This is a genomic window from Pseudomonas sp. S3E17 (assembly GCF_024168685.1).
GTDB classification, from domain to species: domain Bacteria; phylum Pseudomonadota; class Gammaproteobacteria; order Pseudomonadales; family Pseudomonadaceae; genus Aquipseudomonas; species Aquipseudomonas marginalis.
The window spans coordinates 6,732,831-6,749,160 of record NZ_JALJWE010000001.1 but is presented as its reverse complement, the minus strand read 5'-3'; the positions used below and the strand labels follow the sequence as shown (position 1 = coordinate 6,749,160).

General features: G+C 62.6%; 16 protein-coding genes. 7 read left to right on the top strand and 9 right to left on the bottom strand.

Annotated features, from left to right (window positions below):
- Positions 1–19: 19 nt before the first annotated feature.
- Together J3D60_RS30745 and J3D60_RS30740 are read left to right on the top strand one after the other, a co-directional pair.
- On the top strand, positions 20–784 hold the full coding sequence (locus J3D60_RS30745) for a response regulator (protein ID WP_065939996.1): 765 nt from the start codon (positions 20–22) through the stop codon (positions 782–784).
- The gene (locus tag J3D60_RS30740; protein WP_253493856.1) at positions 784–1,821 is read left to right on the top strand and encodes a HAMP domain-containing sensor histidine kinase; all 1,038 of its coding nucleotides are present in this window, start codon (positions 784–786) and stop codon (positions 1,819–1,821) included. The genes J3D60_RS30745 and J3D60_RS30740 overlap by 1 nt, the downstream gene beginning before the upstream one ends.
- On the opposite strand, the gene J3D60_RS30735 is transcribed toward J3D60_RS30740, so the two are convergent.
- The 8 genes from J3D60_RS30735 to J3D60_RS30700 form a co-directional block, all read right to left on the bottom strand.
- Complete coding sequence (locus tag J3D60_RS30735; RefSeq protein WP_027607081.1) at positions 1,818–2,879, bottom strand: AI-2E family transporter; 1,062 nt, start codon at positions 2,877–2,879, stop codon at positions 1,818–1,820. The two genes, J3D60_RS30740 and J3D60_RS30735, sit on opposite strands and share 4 nt — an antisense overlap.
- A 71-nt stretch (positions 2,880–2,950) precedes the next feature.
- Complete coding sequence (locus J3D60_RS30730; RefSeq protein WP_065939913.1) at positions 2,951–3,769, bottom strand: DUF4892 domain-containing protein; 819 nt, start codon at positions 3,767–3,769, stop codon at positions 2,951–2,953.
- Positions 3,770–3,871: 102 nt separating this feature from the next.
- The gene (locus J3D60_RS30725; RefSeq protein WP_253493855.1) at positions 3,872–4,726 is read right to left on the bottom strand and encodes an alpha/beta hydrolase; all 855 of its coding nucleotides are present in this window, start codon (positions 4,724–4,726) and stop codon (positions 3,872–3,874) included.
- Positions 4,723–5,526 carry an alpha/beta fold hydrolase gene (locus J3D60_RS30720; protein WP_027607078.1) on the bottom strand — a complete coding sequence of 268 codons (804 nt, stop codon included), beginning with the start codon at positions 5,524–5,526 and terminating at the stop codon, positions 4,723–4,725. The genes J3D60_RS30725 and J3D60_RS30720 overlap by 4 nt, the downstream gene beginning before the upstream one ends.
- A 97-nt stretch (positions 5,527–5,623) precedes the next feature.
- Positions 5,624–6,067: a hotdog fold thioesterase gene (locus J3D60_RS30715; RefSeq protein WP_027607077.1), complete on the bottom strand. Its 444-nt coding sequence runs from the start codon at positions 6,065–6,067 to the stop codon at positions 5,624–5,626.
- Positions 6,068–6,185: 118 nt separating this feature from the next.
- On the bottom strand, positions 6,186–6,635 hold the full coding sequence (gene sixA, locus J3D60_RS30710; RefSeq protein WP_253493853.1) for a phosphohistidine phosphatase SixA: 450 nt from the start codon (positions 6,633–6,635) through the stop codon (positions 6,186–6,188).
- Positions 6,632–6,979, bottom strand: coding sequence for a DUF4389 domain-containing protein (locus J3D60_RS30705; protein ID WP_065939916.1), 348 nt, complete (start codon positions 6,977–6,979; stop codon positions 6,632–6,634). The genes sixA and J3D60_RS30705 overlap by 4 nt, the downstream gene beginning before the upstream one ends.
- A 10-nt stretch (positions 6,980–6,989) precedes the next feature.
- A complete protein-coding gene (locus tag J3D60_RS30700) occupies positions 6,990–8,015 on the bottom strand; it encodes an NAD(P)H-dependent glycerol-3-phosphate dehydrogenase (protein WP_027607074.1) in 1,026 nt (341 codons plus the stop codon).
- Between the two features lie 195 nt (positions 8,016–8,210).
- Between J3D60_RS30700 and J3D60_RS30695 the strand changes: the two genes are divergently transcribed.
- The 5 genes from J3D60_RS30695 (at position 8,211) to fabB (ending at position 15,157) form a co-directional block, all read left to right on the top strand.
- Positions 8,211–10,331 carry a TonB-dependent siderophore receptor gene (locus J3D60_RS30695; RefSeq protein WP_083236428.1) on the top strand — a complete coding sequence of 707 codons (2,121 nt, stop codon included), beginning with the start codon at positions 8,211–8,213 and terminating at the stop codon, positions 10,329–10,331.
- A 1-nt stretch (position 10,332) separates the two neighbouring features.
- Complete coding sequence (locus tag J3D60_RS30690; protein ID WP_253493851.1) at positions 10,333–11,262, top strand: ABC transporter substrate-binding protein; 930 nt, start codon at positions 10,333–10,335, stop codon at positions 11,260–11,262.
- A complete protein-coding gene (locus tag J3D60_RS30685) occupies positions 11,259–13,160 on the top strand; it encodes an ATP-binding protein (protein ID WP_253493849.1) in 1,902 nt (633 codons plus the stop codon). The genes J3D60_RS30690 and J3D60_RS30685 overlap by 4 nt, the downstream gene beginning before the upstream one ends.
- Positions 13,161–13,409: 249 nt before the next feature.
- Complete coding sequence (gene fabA, locus J3D60_RS30680) at positions 13,410–13,925, top strand: 3-hydroxyacyl-[acyl-carrier-protein] dehydratase FabA (protein ID WP_003210552.1); 516 nt, start codon at positions 13,410–13,412, stop codon at positions 13,923–13,925.
- Between the two features lie 11 nt (positions 13,926–13,936).
- Positions 13,937–15,157 (top strand): beta-ketoacyl-ACP synthase I, encoded by a 1,221-nt coding sequence (gene fabB / locus J3D60_RS30675; protein WP_253493847.1) that lies wholly within the window; start codon positions 13,937–13,939, stop codon positions 15,155–15,157.
- A gap of 106 nt (positions 15,158–15,263) precedes the next feature.
- On the opposite strand, the gene J3D60_RS30670 is transcribed toward fabB, so the two are convergent.
- Positions 15,264–16,286 carry an amidohydrolase family protein gene (locus J3D60_RS30670; protein ID WP_253493846.1) on the bottom strand — a complete coding sequence of 341 codons (1,023 nt, stop codon included), beginning with the start codon at positions 16,284–16,286 and terminating at the stop codon, positions 15,264–15,266.
- Between the last annotated feature and the right edge of the window lie 44 nt (positions 16,287–16,330).

Below are 16,330 nucleotides of genomic sequence, written 5' to 3'. Positions count from 1 at the left end.
CCAGGCAGATGATCGCACTATGCATACCCCTTCCGTCCCTGTGAATGACGAGCCCAAAGGCGCGGTGGTCGCCGATGACAAGCGCTGGAACACCCGTGCGCTGATCGTCGACGACGACGTGCCGATCCGCGAATTGCTGATCGACTACCTGGCACGCTTCAATATCCTCGCCACCGGCGTGACCGACGGCGCCGCCATGCGCCTGGCCATGCAAGCCGAAACCTATGATGTGGTGGTACTCGACCTGATGCTGCCGGGGGAAGACGGCCTGACGCTGTGCCGCTGGCTGCGCGCCGAATCGGATATCCCGATCCTGATGCTCACGGCCCGCTGCGAGCCCACCGACCGCATCATCGGCCTGGAACTGGGGGCCGATGACTACATGTCCAAGCCCTTCGAACCCCGTGAACTGGTAGCTCGCATCCAGACCATCCTGCGCCGCGTACGCGATGACCGTACCGAACAGCGCGCGAATATCCGCTTCGACAACTGGCGCCTCAACAGCGTGTTGCGTCAATTGGTGGCCGACGATGGCCTGGTGGTGCCGCTGTCCAACGCGGAATTCCGCCTGTTGTGGGTGTTTATCGAACGCCCGCGCCGGGTGCTGAGCCGGGAGCAACTGCTCGATGCCGCCCGTGGCCGCTCGATAGAGGCCTTTGATCGCAGTATCGACTTGCTGGTGTCACGCCTGCGGCAAAAACTCGGGGATGACCCCAAGGCACCGCAGTTGATCAAGACCGTGCGCGGCGAAGGCTACCTGTTCGACGCCCGGGATATTGGCTGATGCGCGCGCCCTTCAACACGCTGTTCGGTCGGCTGTTCGGCGTGTTGCTGGTGGCGATTGTGCTGGCCCATGGGCTGGCGTTCTTCTGGTTTCACCACTACGGCCAACCGCCGCCGCCCCCTCCTGAGCGATTTATCGAGCAGCCGGACGGGACCCGGGCGCCGATGCGCGACAAGCACCCACGCCCCTGGTTTGGCGGCCCGGTGGTGCCCCTGACCTTTCAATTCGTCTCGTTGATTATCGCGGCCTGGTACGGTGCCAAACTGCTGAGCCGGCCAATACAGCGCCTGAGTGAAGCGGCGGAACGCTTGAGCCTGGACCTCGACAGCCCACCCCTCGATGAATCCGGCCCGAGGGAAGCACGGCAGGCCGCCTCGACCTTCAACCTGATGCAAAGGCGCATTCGCGAGCAGGTCAGCCAACGCGCGCGCATGCTCGGCGCCGTCTCCCATGACCTGCGCACCCCGCTGTCACGTCTCAAGCTGCGCCTGGAGCAGATCGAGGACACCCGGCTGCAGGGCCAGATGCGCCAAGACCTGAATGACATGATCGGCATGCTCGACGCCACCCTGAGCTACCTGCACGAACAGCGCACCAGTGAAACCCGGCATTGGCTGGATGTGCAGGCGCTGGTGGAGTCCATGAGTGAAAACGCCCAGGACCAGGGCTCCGATGTGCAATATGCGGGCAATTGCCTGCCCTTGCAGGTGCAACCGATGGCCCTGCGCTCATGCCTCAACAACCTGATCGACAACGCCTTGCGTTATGCCGGCACCGCCCGCGTGGAGCTGGAGGACAGCCGCGAAGCGCTGATCATCCGTGTGATCGACCACGGGCCGGGGATCGCGGTCGATAAGCGTGAGGCAGTATTCGAGCCGTTCTATCGGCTGGAAGGTTCCCGTAACCGCAATTCCGGCGGCGTTGGCCTGGGCATGACCATCTCTAAGGAAGCGGCAGAACGCCTGGGCGGCCGCCTGAGCCTGGAAGAGACCCCAGGCGGCGGCTTGACCGCCGTGATGTGGTTGCCCAGGGCTTAAAGGGGCTTGTCTTCACGTCGAACCTGGGCCTGGGTTGCGCTCCAATCCATCAGCAGGCTGTAGGCCACGGCCAGCAGGGTCGGGCCGATAAACAGGCCGATAAAGCCAAAGGCAATCAAGCCGCCGAAGACCCCGAGCAACACGATCACCAGCGGCAGGTTGCCGCCACGGCTGATCAGGTACGGCTTAAGCACGTTGTCCACGCCGCTGATGATGAACGTCCCCCACACGCCAAGGAACACCGCATAGGTGTAGTCGCCTTTCCACGCCAGCCAGGCCGTGGCCGGGATCCATACCAGCGGCGGGCCCATCGGGATCAGGCTGAGCAGGAACGTCACGATCCCCAGCACCAACGCACCCGGCACGCCGGCGATCAGGAAGCCGATCAGTGCCAGCAGGGCCTGGGCGGCGGCAGTGCCGATCACACCGTTGACTACCCGCTGCACCGTACCGGCCACCAGCTCGATGTAGTAGCCGGCACGGTCACCGATCAGGCGCTCCAGCAAACGATGCACGAACATCGCCAGACGCGGCCCGTCGCGATAAAAAAAGAACACGAACACCAGGCTCAGGGTCAGTTCGAGGATGCCGCCGCCGATCTGCGCACTGCGCGCCAACAGCCAGTTACCCACCTGCCCCAGGTACGGCTTGAGGCTGACCATCAGCGCCGCGCCCTGCTCGTCGATGCTGTTCCACATGCCGACCAGGCGTTCCCCCACAAAGGGAATCGCCGCCAACCAGGTTGGCGCCTCGGGCAGCCCATCGACCTGAATATCCTTGATCAATGCCACGGCATCGCGCACATGGTCCGCGAGATTGAACCCCAGCCATACCAGCGGCACCGCCACCAGCAACATCCAGCCCAGGGTCAGGATGCCGGCGGCCAGGGATTCACGGCCACCCAGCCAACGGGTCAGCAGCACCATCAGCGGCCAACTGGCAAACGCCAGCACCGCCCCCCAGAACAGCGCCGACCAGAACGGCGCCATCACCCAGAAGCTGGCACCAAACAGCACCAGCAGCAGGATTTGCACCAGCAGGCGATCGTTATTGAGCATGGGGTATCTCTAGAAAAGGCTGTAGGAAGAGAGCTTAGGCGAACGGCACGGGTCCGCTCGCCCTGTTACGGTCAGCGTATCAGATGCAGGTGCAAGCCTTTGGTTTCAGTGGTGCCGGTTTCCAGGCGAGCGGCGCGCACGCCTTTGTCGACCAGGGCCTGGCGCCAGGCTTCGGCTTTCGGGCCGGTCAGACTGACGCGCAAGGTCGTATCGAGGTTCAAGCCCCGGGAAATCAGGGTCAGCCAGGTGTCGTCCGGGTCGCCGCCAAGCGCGGGAAAATCCAGCTCACCGGTGCTTTTGAGCTCGCGCAACAAGGTGGCCGAGGTGGGCAGCAGGTCGCCCAGCGGTGCGCCGGCATCCAACTGCTCCACATGCAGGTAGGCACGACGGTTGCCTCGGGTGATGCCGTACATGGCCACCAGGGAGTTTTCCTGCGGGGCGGCCAGGCGCAGAAGCAGGTATTCCTGCTGCCCGTCGGCCCCTACCAGCTTGGCATTACCGAACACTTCGTTGGCCCACAGGCTGCTTTCACCGCAATCGCGGGCCTGGCACCAGAACAACAACTGCGCGCCGTTGGCCTGCAACGCTTCACGCGTCGACGTGAACGCAGCACTGGAGGTGTGTTCGGCAGGCAGTTCGTAGGTAATCGCTGTGGCTCGCCCACGGGCAATGGCCTGGCCCTCGTAACGCAACTGGCCGCTGATCTTGCGGATCGCCCCCATGGGGTAGATGCGTTCCTTTTCTTCAGCGGGGCGGTAATCGACGATCTGTGCGTCGACCTGACGGGCCACGGCAGGCAGGTCCTGGCTTCCCGGCACATCGGCGGCGAACACCAAGGGGCTGAAACAGCACAGTCCAAGGGCACGTATACATCCTTTACGCAGGCTCATCGGATCGATGAGCCCTGGCCATCGGAGGTCGCAGCAGTGTTGAGTTGGTTCATGGTTGACTCCCTTTCAATCCGCCCAGCCTCGGCAGTTGACCGCCCCAAGTCAAGGCGCGGAGAAGAACCGATTGAAACAGTCTGCAACAAGGGCCGCACCGGGCTCATCATTCAGGTGTAAATGATGGCCACCCGGCAACGTGGTTACCGTAAAGGGTAGCTGGGAAAGCAATTCGGGATGTTTCGCCAACATGCCATCGGCGGCGACCACCAACTGCGTAGGGCAACCCACGCGGCGCACGAAAGCCATCGCCTGCTCATCGGTCAGGCGCATCGGCGAAGCCAGGGTCAGGCGACTGTCAGAGCGCCAGGTATAACCGCCCGGCACCGGCATCAAACCGCGCTGGGCCAGCAGTTCCGCGGCTTCACGGCTCACGGCGACCAAACCTTTCATGCGCGCCTCAACCGCCCGGTCGAGGGTGGTGTAGACCGGCTTGCGCTTATCCTGCAGGTTCAATTGCGCCTGCAAGGCCATGCCCAGGCGCTCGGCGGCGTTCTCACCGCTGGCCGTGGGCGGGATCACGCCGTCAATCAAACCCAGGTGCGTCACCCGTTCCGGCAAGGCGCCGGCCAGCACCAGGGACACGATGGCGCCGAGGGAGTGGCCGAGTAATGCAAAACGTTTCCAGCCCAGTTGCTCGGCAACGTGCAGCACGTCGTGGACGTAATCCCACAAGGCATAACCGGCACCTGTAGGACGATGCGCCGAATGCCCATGGCCGGCCATGTCCAGCGCCACGATACGCAAACCCGCAAGCTTCGGCGCCAGGCGTACAAAGCTGTTGGCATTGTCCAGCCAGCCATGCAGGGCGATCACCGGCAAACCGTCCTCGGGGCCAAACAGATGGGCCGCCAACTCAATGTGCGGCAGGCTCAGGCGAACCTCTTCGACGGGTGTGCTCATGCGCAGCTGCGCTCCCGGGCTTCCCAGCGCGCGAACAGGGTCTTGATCAAGGTCGCGGTGTCCTGGGGGCGTTCGAGGGGAAACATATGGCCGCCGGGCATGGTGAGCATTTCGCCCATGGGCAGACGGTCGACACCGCTGGCGTGGTGACGCATCACCACACGGCTCTGGCGACCGCGCACCACCGCCAGCGGCACTTTCAATTGGCGCACCTGGCCGGGGCTGGTGTGGGGCACGCCCCGGTAAATGCTGATTTCGGTGGCCGGGTCGAAACGCAGGCGCAGGCGATCGCCCGCCTGGTACAGGCCGTGTTGCAGGTAGGCGTCGAAGCATTCCGGGTCGAAGCCTCGGAACAGGGTCTTGCCGGCGAAGTAGCTGCGCGCGGCGTCCAGGTCGCTGAATTCTTCACGACGGCCCAGGGTACGGCCGGCCGGCGTGAGTCGGTCGATAAAACCGAAACGCTTGGCGGCGCGGATCACCCAGCGGTCGGCGCGGGTCAATACGGGCGAGTCGAGCATCACCACCCCGCGATACAGCTGCGGGCAGCGCAGGGCCGCGTGCAAATGCAGCACGCCACCCAGGGAATGGCCCACGCCCCATACGGGCTGCGGTTGCTGCTCCAGATGATGGATCAACTCGTCCACCAGGTTCTGCCAGTTATCGTCCACTGGGAACCTGGGGTCGTGACCGTGCTGCGGCAAGTGAGCCACCGCATACTCCGGAGCCAGGGCGGCAAACAGCTTGCCGTAGGTGGCCGAGGGGAAGCCATTGGCGTGGGCAAAAAACACGTGCTGCGACATAGCGGACCCATCTGCAAAAACCGAGATTGATTGTCACCAGCCCCAAGCCCCACAGCAATGACTGTAACTGCCAGGAATGATGACACTCACGCCACACCTATCGCGCCGGCGGGGTTTCGCCCAGAGGCACCACGGCCATGGTCAGCCGTGAGACACAGTTGCACTTGCCGTCATCGGTGGTCAGGCGAATATCCCAGACCTGGGTGGTGCGGCCGATATGGATCGCCTTGGCCACCGCCGTCACCCGCCCGCTGCGCACACCGCGCAGGTGGTTGGCGTTGACCTCCAGCCCCACGCAATAGAACTTGCTCGGGTCGATGCACAAATAGGCCGCCACGGAGCCGACGCTCTCGGCCAGAACCACCGACGCACCGCCATGCAGCAGACCGTAGGGCTGGTGAGTGCGGTGGTCGACCACCATGCTGGCGGTGAGGGATTCGTCGTCGAAGCTTTCAAAACGGATGTCCAGCAATTCACCGATGGTGTTTTTCTGGCCGGCATTGAGTTGTTCGATATTCGGTTGGGTGCGCCACAAGCTCATGGAATTGTCCTTATTGGTTTTATTACGACCCTAATCCTGCCACACAACTGCCTCGCTGCGCTCGCTCCAACGAAAAGCGACGGACATAAGACCCGATCCTCTGTGGCACGGCGATAGCCTACGGATTCTTCACGCTGACCAGGCTCATCAACCCCGCCAGCGGGAAGTCGCCCTCAAGCTCCGCCAGGCTGGCGGTGGACATCGGCTGCGGCTGGCGCTGATGACCATGCTGCAAAAAGCTGATCAAACTGCCGACCAGCGGCTGATGACTGACCAGCAGCACGTTGTCATCGCTGTCGAGCTTGCTCAGGACCTCCAGCGGATTACCCTCCGGCGTGAGCCAAGGCACCGTGCGGATATCCGGTTCGAAACCCAACGCGTCCCGCACCAACTGCGCAGTCTGCTGCGCCCGCACGTACGGGCTGGCAATGATCGCGCTGAGCGGCTGGCCGATCAGGTGCGCCGCACTGCGCAACACCTCGGCGCGGCCATGCTCGGTGAGGTTGCGCTCGGCGTCCGTGCGGGCATGCCCCTCGGCCTCACCGTGACGCAAGACCCACACTTTCATAGCTTCGGCTCCTCATCCCGCACCGGGTGCGGCGCCGGCGGCACACTGTGGGCGGCTTCGCCCTCGGGAGCGCGCGGGGTTGGCCAGTCGGCGAACGGCCAAGGCTTCTGCTCGGTGTGGAAGCTGCCAAAGCGGCCGATCTGGGCAAGAAACTGGCTGAGGCTGTCGCCGAAGTTCATCAGGCCCAGGTTCGGCGCGCTGTAGACCAGGCGGTAGATCAACTGCACCACCACCAATGCGCCGAGCAGGAACTGCGCCACCTGCCACACCAGGGCAAACACCAGCATCCACAGGATACGCAGGACAATGGACTCGTACTTGGGAGCAGCTTTTGGATCGTTCATGGCGCGTTCCTCAGTTGAAACCACTGGTGGAAATAAAGTCGACGTCGGTTTTGGGCTCGGCCCGCATCAGCAACTCGATGACCTGGTTCAAGGTGCGCCCTTCAAACAGGATCGCGTGCAGCCCGGCGACCAGCGGCATGTACACGCCGACTTCCTGGGCCTTGGCCTTGAGTACCTTGAGGGTGTTGACCCCTTCGGCCACTTCGCCCAGGCGCGTCACCGCGTCTTCCAGGCTCAGGCCCTGGCCCAGGGCGAAACCCACCTGGTAGTTGCGGCTTTTCGGCGACGAGCAGGTGACGATCAAGTCGCCCACGCCGGCCAGGCCCAGGAAGGTCATGGGGTTGGCGCCCTGGTTCACCGCGAAACGGGTCATTTCCGCCAGGGCGCGGGTAATCAGCATGCTCTTGGTGTTTTCGCCCATGCCCAGCGCCACCGCCATGCCGGCAATGATCGCATAGACGTTTTTCAGCGCCCCGCCCAGTTCCACGCCAAAGCGGTCGCCACTGGCGTACACGCGGAAGGTCCGGCCATGCAGCACCGCCTGGACGCGCTCGCACAATGCCTCATCTTCGCTGGCGATCACCGTGGCGGTCAGTGCGTGCTCGGCGACTTCCCGCGCCAGGTTCGGCCCGGACAGCACGCCAATGCGCGCCCGGGGGGCGATCTCGGCGAGGATTTCGCTCATCAGCTTGAAGGTCTGCGCCTCGATGCCCTTGGTCAGGCTGACCAGCAGCTTGCCCGCCAGACGCTCGGCATGGGGCGCAAGCACCGCGCGCAAGGCGCTGGAAGGCAGCGCAACAAAGCACAGGTCGCAGTCCGCCAGGGTGGCCAACAGGTCGGTGACCGGCTCGACCGCCGGATGAATTTTGATGCCTTTAAGGTAACGCGGGTTTTCGCGGTGTACGCGAATGGCCTCGGCCTGCTCGGGATCGCGCATCCACTGGCGCACCGCATGACCGTTCTCGGCCAGCAGGTTAGCCACGGCGGTACCAAAACTTCCGCCTCCCAGGACCGCAATAGGGCGCTGTTCAGTCATATGCAATCCGTTAATCCATACCAGTGGCGATGGCGGCATTATACGGGGCGACCCGCTTGCGGCCAGCCCCCGTATCAAATCGTGGGCCTGTCGAAAACTGCCATGTCCGTGTGACGGAATTGCAAGGGCGACGACTGGCAAATAGCCTCACCTCGGTTAACATGGGCGGCTATCCGTCATTATCAAGGCCATGTCGTGTATTTGGGCCCTCCTTCCCGTTCATCTCTACTGCTTGTGCTGTTGTGCAGTACACCTGCGCTGGCTGACGACCTGTTCCTCGACAGCCAGCCGCTGCCGCAGGTCTTGACCGCCACGCGCCTCAAGCAATCGGCCGCCGCCGTGCCGGGCAGCATGACTGTGATCGACAGCGAGTTGATCAAGGCCAGCGGCGCAAGGGACATCAGCGAGCTGCTGCGCCTGGTGCCGGGGATGATGGTCGGCTACACCACCGGCAACCAGGCGGCGGTGAATTACCACGGCACCAGTGCCAGCGACGCGCGCCGCATGCAGGTGTTGATCGACGGGCGTTCGGTGTACCGCGCCGGCCTGGCCACGGTGGACTGGAGCGACATCCCGGTAGCAATGGAAGACATCGAGCGCATCGAGGTCTTCCGCGGCCCCAACACCGTCAGCTACGGGGCGAATGCCTTGATGGCGGTGGTCAATATCCTCACGCGCTCACCGGCCAACAGCCATGGCTCACGGGTGAAGGTGATTCGCGGTGAGCGCGGCATCAATGACTTTTATGCCAGCCAGGGCGTGGGCTGGGAAACCGGCGATCTGCGCCTGTCGCTGTCCGGGCAACAGGACGATGGCTTTGACAGCGATGCCGCTGGCGCCGACCGCCGGGACGGCCGTCGCCTCAACCGCTTCAGCCTGGCAGTGAGCCAGACCTTGAACGCGCAACAGAGTATCGACTGGCAACTGAATGCCAAGGAAGGCACCAACCAGCGCCCTTACACCTACACCCCGGTATTCGCCGGGATTACCGAAGGCGGCGACAATTCCGATGTCACGGCCAAGGACTACGCCGGCTCCCTGCGCTGGAACTTTGATTTCAACCCCGATCACAGCCTGTATATCCAAGGCTCGGCCCAGCAGTGGGACCGCCGGCAAATCTGGAAGGCCTGTGACGCCAAGGTCTCGTTCAGCCCCGAGCTGACCCAGTTGTGGCAGCTCAACCCCAACTATGCCGAACGGCTGGCCCGGCATATGGACACCTACAGCCAGGGCACCGCGCCACCGGGCAGCGCCGCCGAACAAGCCTTGGCCAACCAGGTATTGGACCAGTGGCGCAACGGCGCCAACCAGAGCGTATGCGGCGACATCGACCAGAGCACCCGCGAAAGCCGCTACGACGTGGAAATCCAGGATACCCTCAGCCTGTCCGACAGCCTGCGTCTGGTCAGTGGCATGAACTACCGCTACGACCGCGCCGACTCCGATACCTACTTCAACGGCACCCTGGACGACACCACCTGGCGCCTGTTCGGCCAGTTGGAATGGCGCGCCAGTGAACATTGGCTGCTGCAAGGCGGCGCCATGTTCGAAGACACGCACCTGAGCGGCCCTTCGCTGACGCCCAGGGTGGCGGTCAACTATTTGATCAACCCGCGCCACGGCTTGCGCGCGGTGTACTCGGAAGCCATCCGTTCGCCGGACATGTTCGAGAACAATGTCAACTGGAGCTACCGCGTCACCAACCTCAGCTCACCGACCTATGGGCAGAGTTCCGGACAGTACTTCGTGAAGACGCGGGGCCCGGGCAACCTCGACAAAGAACTGATGCGCTCGCGGGAACTGGGCTACAACGGTTTCTTTGCCGACATCGGGCTGAACATGGACGTGAAGGTGTTCTACGACGAAATCACCGACATGATCAGTTCACCGCTGCGCAATAACCAGTACATTGCCAGCAACGCCAACAGCTCACGGTTCACCGGCGCCGAGTCCCAGTTCGACTGGCGGGTGAGCAACGCCGACCGCCTGCGGCTGACTTACGCGTATGTCGACGCCACCACCAGCAACCCACTGGACAAAGCACAGACCGCGCGTAACAGTGGCTCGGCCGGCTGGTTGCGCGAATGGGGCCAAGGTTGGTCCAGCGCGCTGTTTTACTATGGAGACGACGCACTCAACCAATATCGTTTCGAACGGGTCGACCTGCGGGTGGCCAAGCGCATTGCCCTGGGCAAAGCCAACGTGGAGCTGGCCGGCATGTTGCAACAACGCCTCGATAACCAGCCCACCACCTGGGCCGACAACACTTACGACCATCGTCACGTACTCTACTTCAGCGCGGAGTTAGAGTTCTGACATGGGCGACTCGTCACGGATGACCTTCTTCTTTATCTATAAGCTGCGGCGACTTGCCGGGCTGCTGGCCGGCCTGTTGCTGTGCGCACCGGCGTGGAGCGCCGAGATCCTGCTGACCGCCGCCGAAGACGGCGCCGGGGTGCAGGCCTTTACCCAGGCGCTGGCCCGGCAACGCCCCGAAGACCGCGTCACCTTCACGTCCCTCGCCGACTTGCCAGCACCCAGCCACCTGCCCGCCGGCACGCGCCTGATCCTGCTCGACCTGCCCGGCCTCGACTGGCGACTGCGGGATACCCAAGGGCCGCCGACGCTGGTACTGCGCATCAGTCGGCTACAAGCCCATCAGCGCCCGGAGGCCTCACGGCACGCGCGGGTCAGCCTGTTGTGGAGCGACCCACCGCTGGAGCGGCAGCTGCGCCTGATCACCAGCGTCCTGCCCCAGGCACGGCGCATCGGCGTGCTCTACGGCGCCGACAGTGAATTCCTGCTGCCCGAATTGCGCCAGCATGCGGCGGCCCTGGAGTTGGAGATCGTGCCGCAGCGCTGGGACAACACTAACGACAGTCGCCCGCTGCAAACCCTGTTCAGGAACAGCGACGTGCTGCTCGGCCTCGATGACCCGCAGCTGTACAACCCGAAGACCGCTAAAAACCTGCTGCTGAGCAGCTACGCCCAGCAATTGCCGCTGTTCGGGCCCAATGCAGGGTTTGTGCGCGCCGGCAGCCTCGCCAGCACCTACAGCGACCAGGACGATTGGCTGGCGGTACTCGATCGTTTGCTCGACCAGCCGCCGGCCGCTTGGCCACGCGCGCTGTACCCCGACCACTTCAAAGTCGTGGGCAACGCGCAGGTCGCACGCTCACTGGGCATCGAACAGGTGGACGAAGCCAGCGTCGCCGCCCGAATGGCCGAAGGAGAAAAACGCCCATGACCTTGCGTCGTCGTTGGGACATCAATACCCGCACCCAGCTCATCACCCTGGGCCCGGCGCTGTTGCTGACGTTGCTGTTGATCAGCTTCTTCACCTTCGTGCGTATCCAGGACCTGCGCCAGGAACTGGACCACACCGGCCAATTGATCGCCAACCAACTGGCACCGGCCACCGAGTATGGGGTGATCTCGGGCAACAACGATGTGCTCGACAGCCTGCTGCGCGCCACGCTGGCCACGCCCCATGTGCGCTTCCTGGAGATTCAGGACAGCAGCGAAAATATCCTGGTGTACGTCGAGCAACCCTCGGAGAAACACGACCGCGCGCTGTCGGTAAAAGTATTCCAGGCGCCGATCCGCCTGCAACATATCCAGTTGGGCAACGACTTTTTCCAAGACAACCTCAATGAACCCAAGGCCCCCCGCGCGGACTACCTGGGCCGAGTGATCGTCGGCATGTCCAATGACGCCTTCAGCCAGCGCCAGCAGGAGATCCTGTTCAAGGCCGGTATCCTCGCGCTGTTCGCCCTGCTGTTTACGTTCCTGCTCGCCCGGCGCCTGGCGGCGAGCCTGTCGCAACCGATCAGCGCCATGGGCCATGCGGTCAAGGCCATCCAGCAGGGCGACTACAAGACACCGCTGCCGATTGTGGATGACTCGGAGCTGGGCGACCTGTCGCGGCATATCAACAACCTCGCCGAAGGCCTCAACCAGGCCAGCCGCGAACAACAGCAGGCCATGGCCCAGTTGATCCAGACCCGCGAAGAGGCCGAACGGGCCAACAACGCCAAGTCAGACTTCCTGGCCATGATGAGCCACGAACTGCGCACGCCGATGAACGGCGTACTGGGCATGCTGCAACTGCTGGAAACCACCGACATGACCGAGGAACAGAGCGAATACGCGGCGCTGGCCTCCGAATCCACCGAGCATTTGCTCAAGGTGATCAACGATATTCTCGACTTCTCGCGCATTGAGCGCGCGGCCCTGGAGCTGGAACATATCCCCTTCAACCTGGCCGACCTGATCAACAGTTGCGCCCAAGCCTTCCAGCACAGCGCCCAGCAGCGCGGACTGGCGCTCAAGCTGCCGATCCCGCCGGGCATGGACGCACTGCGGGTAAAGGGCGATCCGACGCGGATCCGCCAGATCCTGGTGAACCTGATCGGCAATGCCTTGAAGTTTACCGAACACGGCACCGTCAGCGTGGAGCCCCACTGGCAGGTGCTCGACCATGAGTTGGTGTGGTTCACCTGCACCGTGCGTGACAGCGGCATCGGGATTTCCGCCGAGCGCCTGGAATTGATGTTCGATGCGTTCCAGCAGGCCGACAGTTCCATTTCAAGACGTTACGGCGGTACCGGTCTCGGGCTGCCCATCGCCCGTACCCTGGCCGAACGCATGGGCGGCACGCTGCGTGCGCAGAGCGAAGAAGGCCGTGGCTCGGTGTTTACCCTGGAGATCCCCCTTGCCATCGACCCGCACAGCCAGCCGTCGATCGCCCTGGATGCCGAGGGCAAGCACAGCGCCGGCGAGGGTCGCCATGTGTTGCTGGTGGAGGACAATCCGGTCAACCGCACCGTGGTCGAAGCCATGCTGCGCAGCCTGGGCTTTGAAGTCAGCCTGGCCACCGATGGCGCCGAGGCGATCCGCAGTGCCGAGAGCCTGATTTTCACCGCAATCCTGATGGATTGTCGCTTGCCCTTGATCGACGGCTATGAGGCTACCCGGCAGATTCGCCAACTGCCCGGCTGCGCCGATCTGCCGATCATCGCCCTGACGGCCAACGCCTTGCAGGGCGACCGCGAAGCGTGCCTTGCGGCCGGAATGAACGATTACCTGGCCAAGCCGTTCAAACGCACGGATTTGCAGCAAATCCTGCAGCGCTGGGTGCAATAGCGGCGCGCCATCAGCCAACTCCGACTGGCGTGAAAGACGAAAGTGCGGCAGTCTTAGGCACCCGAACGGGCCCCTGAACAGGCTCGGTTTAAAATTTCAGTGAACAAGTGTACATTCAGTACCTTGCCGCTGTGACTTTCACTACAACGCAATAGTCTATGTGTAGGCTGCCGACATGAGGCATGAACGCTTCATTCGGTTCGGGAAGATTTGCCCTACCCTGCCGCATGGGATTATTGAGGAGCTCGCATGACCAAACAAAACGCCTTTACTCGGGAAGACCTGCTGCGCTGCAGTCGCGGTGAGCTGTTCGGCCCAGGTAACGCGCAACTGCCCGCCCCGAACATGCTGATGGTGGATCGCATCACCCATATCAGCGAAGAGGGTGGCAAGTACGGCAAAGGTGAATTGGTCGCCGAGCTGGATATCACCCCGGACCTGTGGTTTTTCGCCTGTCACTTCGAAGGTGACCCTGTCATGCCGGGCTGCCTGGGCCTCGACGCCATGTGGCAACTGGTCGGCTTCTATCTGGGCTGGCAAGGCCTGCCAGGCCGTGGCCGCGCCCTGGGTTCGGGCGAAGTGAAGTTCTTTGGCCAGGTCCTGCCGACCGCCAAGAAAGTCACCTACAACATTCAAATCAAGCGCGTCCTCAAGGGCAAGCTGAACCTGGCCATCGCCGACGGTTCGGTGACTGTCGACGGTCGCGAGATCTATACTGCCGAAGGCCTTCGGGTCGGCGTATTTACTTCCACTGACAACTTTTAAGGGTTATCCGCATGCGCCGCGTCGTTATCACTGGTCTGGGCATTGTTTCTTGCCTGGGCAATGACAAAGAGACCGTCACCGCTAACCTGCGTGCAAGTCGCCCTGGCATCCGCTTCAACCCGGAATATGCCGAAATGGGTCTGCGTAGCCAGGTTTCCGGCTCCATCGACCTGCCCCTCGAAGAACTGATCGATCGCAAGATCTATCGCTTCGTGGGCCATGCTGCCGCCTACGCCTACCTGGCCATGAAAGACGCAATCGCCGACTCCGGCCTGAGCGAAGACCAGGTATCGAACATACGCACCGGCCTGATCGCCGGCTCCGGCGGCGCATCGACCCTCAACCAGATGGAAGCGCTGGACATCCTGCGCGAAAAAGGCGTGAAGCGCGTTGGCCCGTACCGTGTCACGCGGACCATGGGCAGCACCGTTTCGGCCTGCCTGGCCACGCCGTTCCAGATCAAGGGCGTGAACTACTCGATCTCCTCCGCATGCGCTACCAGTGCACACTGCATCGGCACCGCCGTCGAGCAGATCCAACTGGGCAAGCAGGACATCGTGTTTGCCGGCGGCGGTGAAGAAGAACATTGGAGCCAGTCGTTCCTGTTCGACGCCATGGGCGCCCTGTCCACCCAGTACAACGAAACCCCGGAAAAGGCCTCCCGCGCCTACGATGCCAAGCGTGACGGTTTCGTCATCGCCGGCGGTGGCGGCATGGTGGTGGTCGAGGAACTGGAACACGCCCTGGCCCGTGGCGCCAAGATCTACGCGGAAATCGTCGGCTACGGCGCCACTTCCGATGGCTACGACATGGTTGCGCCAAGCGGTGAAGGCGCCATCCGTTGCATGCAGATGGCCATGTCCACCGTGGACACCCCGATTGACTACCTGAACACCCACGGCACCTCGACTCCGGTCGGCGACGCCAAGGAAATGGAAGGTGTACGCGCGGTGTTCGGCGACAAGGCACCGGCCATCAGCTCCACCAAGAGCCTGTCGGGTCACTCCCTGGGCGCCGCCGGCGTTCACGAAGCGATCTACTGCCTGCTGATGATGGAAGGCAACTTCATGGCCGGTTCGGCCAACATCGACGAGATCGACCCGGTCGTCGCCGATATGCCGATCCTGACCAAGACGGTTGAAAACGTCAAAGTCGACACCGTGATGAGCAACAGCTTCGGCTTCGGTGGCACTAACGCCACCCTGGTGCTGAAACGCTGGCAGGGTAAGTAAGCCCCGCAGGTTGATCACCTGAAAAAGCCCCGACTGGTTCGGGGCTTTTTTATGGGCGACTGGATTTAAGACCGCAACCGCATTTGCGTGAGACGAAAACGTAATATCAACGCGCACCCTCATCGCCGCGAGGTTTAGGCAGGATGGCCAGGAAGTTGTCCCTCGCCACTTTGTGGGCAACGTCTTCAGGCAATGCATCAAGGAAGACATCAAAGCGGTGCATTTCCTCACCCAGCTTGTTGAAACGCCCGACGACGTCCGAACCCAGCATAAAGCGCTCCGGGAAGCGTTCCACCAGCGTTACCCACTCCGGCCGAGGCTTGCCCCCATCATCCAGCAAGTAAGGCGTGAGCATGCTCCAGGACAGGTCGATATACAGGTTGGGGTAAGCCTCGAGCATACGGCTCAAGGTGGGCAGCAAAAAGTCCATCTGCACCTGGTGGCGGTGTATTTCCTTGCTGGTACCGGCGTGAGCCCAGATAAAGCGGGTGTGCGGGTGGTTGCGCAGCGGCTCTTCCACTTCGGCGAGGTACAGCGGGTTACGCTCGCGTTTGGAGGTGATATTGGAGTGCAGCATCACCGGCAAGTCGTTTTCCGCCGCCAGGTGATAGATGCGCGTCATGGCTTCGTTGTTGGCGCGCGGGGTATCCCCCGATGTGAGGGCGGTAAGGTCGTCGTGACGGGTAAACACTTCACCGATGCCTTGCCACAGCCCTGGGTTGAGGTCGAGCATGCGCTGGATATGGGCATCCGAATTCTTGTCATTGGGGTTGAAGCCGGACAGAAACGGATGAAAGTGCTGGCGCTGCTCAGGTGTCAGTTTATTTACCGCTGCAGCAACAATCACGTCCGTGGCGCTGTACCAATAGGCATCCGCGTCATCACCGGCGTAGTAGCGTGGGCGCTTGGGCTCGTCTTCGTGCCATTTCTTTGCGACGGGAATGCCGGAAATCATGACGTGCTCGATGCGATTTTCTGCCATTGCCTTGAGCAACTTGTCCATCCCCGCCGTTTCCTGGAAGAAATCTACGTAATGCAGGTGTGCATCGCTGTAGGCATAGTCGCGAGCCTGCGCGGCAAGGCTGTTGGCAGCGAGCAACAGGGCGAGACTCAAGCGGGTCCAGGGCACGGTATAACCTCGATAAGGGCGAATACCGGTAGACCTTGCGTGTC

Bases quoted from the DNA above. Each gene is read 5' to 3' on its own strand.
- J3D60_RS30745 (WP_065939996.1), top strand. From the start codon at position 20: ATGCATACCCCTTCCGTCCCTGTGAATGACGAGCCCAAAGGCGCGGTG.
- J3D60_RS30740 (WP_253493856.1), top strand. From the start codon at position 784: ATGCGCGCGCCCTTCAACACGCTGTTCGGTCGGCTGTTCGGCGTGTTG.
- J3D60_RS30735 (WP_027607081.1), bottom strand. From the start codon at position 2,879: ATGCTCAATAACGATCGCCTGCTGGTGCAAATCCTGCTGCTGGTGCTG.
- J3D60_RS30730 (WP_065939913.1), bottom strand. From the start codon at position 3,769: ATGAGCCTGCGTAAAGGATGTATACGTGCCCTTGGACTGTGCTGTTTC.
- J3D60_RS30725 (WP_253493855.1), bottom strand. From the start codon at position 4,726: ATGAGCACACCCGTCGAAGAGGTTCGCCTGAGCCTGCCGCACATTGAG.
- J3D60_RS30720 (WP_027607078.1), bottom strand. From the start codon at position 5,526: ATGTCGCAGCACGTGTTTTTTGCCCACGCCAATGGCTTCCCCTCGGCC.
- J3D60_RS30715 (WP_027607077.1), bottom strand. From the start codon at position 6,067: ATGAGCTTGTGGCGCACCCAACCGAATATCGAACAACTCAATGCCGGC.
- sixA (WP_253493853.1), bottom strand. From the start codon at position 6,635: ATGAAAGTGTGGGTCTTGCGTCACGGTGAGGCCGAGGGGCATGCCCGC.
- J3D60_RS30705 (WP_065939916.1), bottom strand. From the start codon at position 6,979: ATGAACGATCCAAAAGCTGCTCCCAAGTACGAGTCCATTGTCCTGCGT.
- J3D60_RS30700 (WP_027607074.1), bottom strand. From the start codon at position 8,015: ATGACTGAACAGCGCCCTATTGCGGTCCTGGGAGGCGGAAGTTTTGGT.
- J3D60_RS30690 (WP_253493851.1), top strand. From the start codon at position 10,333: ATGGGCGACTCGTCACGGATGACCTTCTTCTTTATCTATAAGCTGCGG.
- J3D60_RS30685 (WP_253493849.1), top strand. From the start codon at position 11,259: ATGACCTTGCGTCGTCGTTGGGACATCAATACCCGCACCCAGCTCATC.
- fabA (WP_003210552.1), top strand. From the start codon at position 13,410: ATGACCAAACAAAACGCCTTTACTCGGGAAGACCTGCTGCGCTGCAGT.
- fabB (WP_253493847.1), top strand. From the start codon at position 13,937: ATGCGCCGCGTCGTTATCACTGGTCTGGGCATTGTTTCTTGCCTGGGC.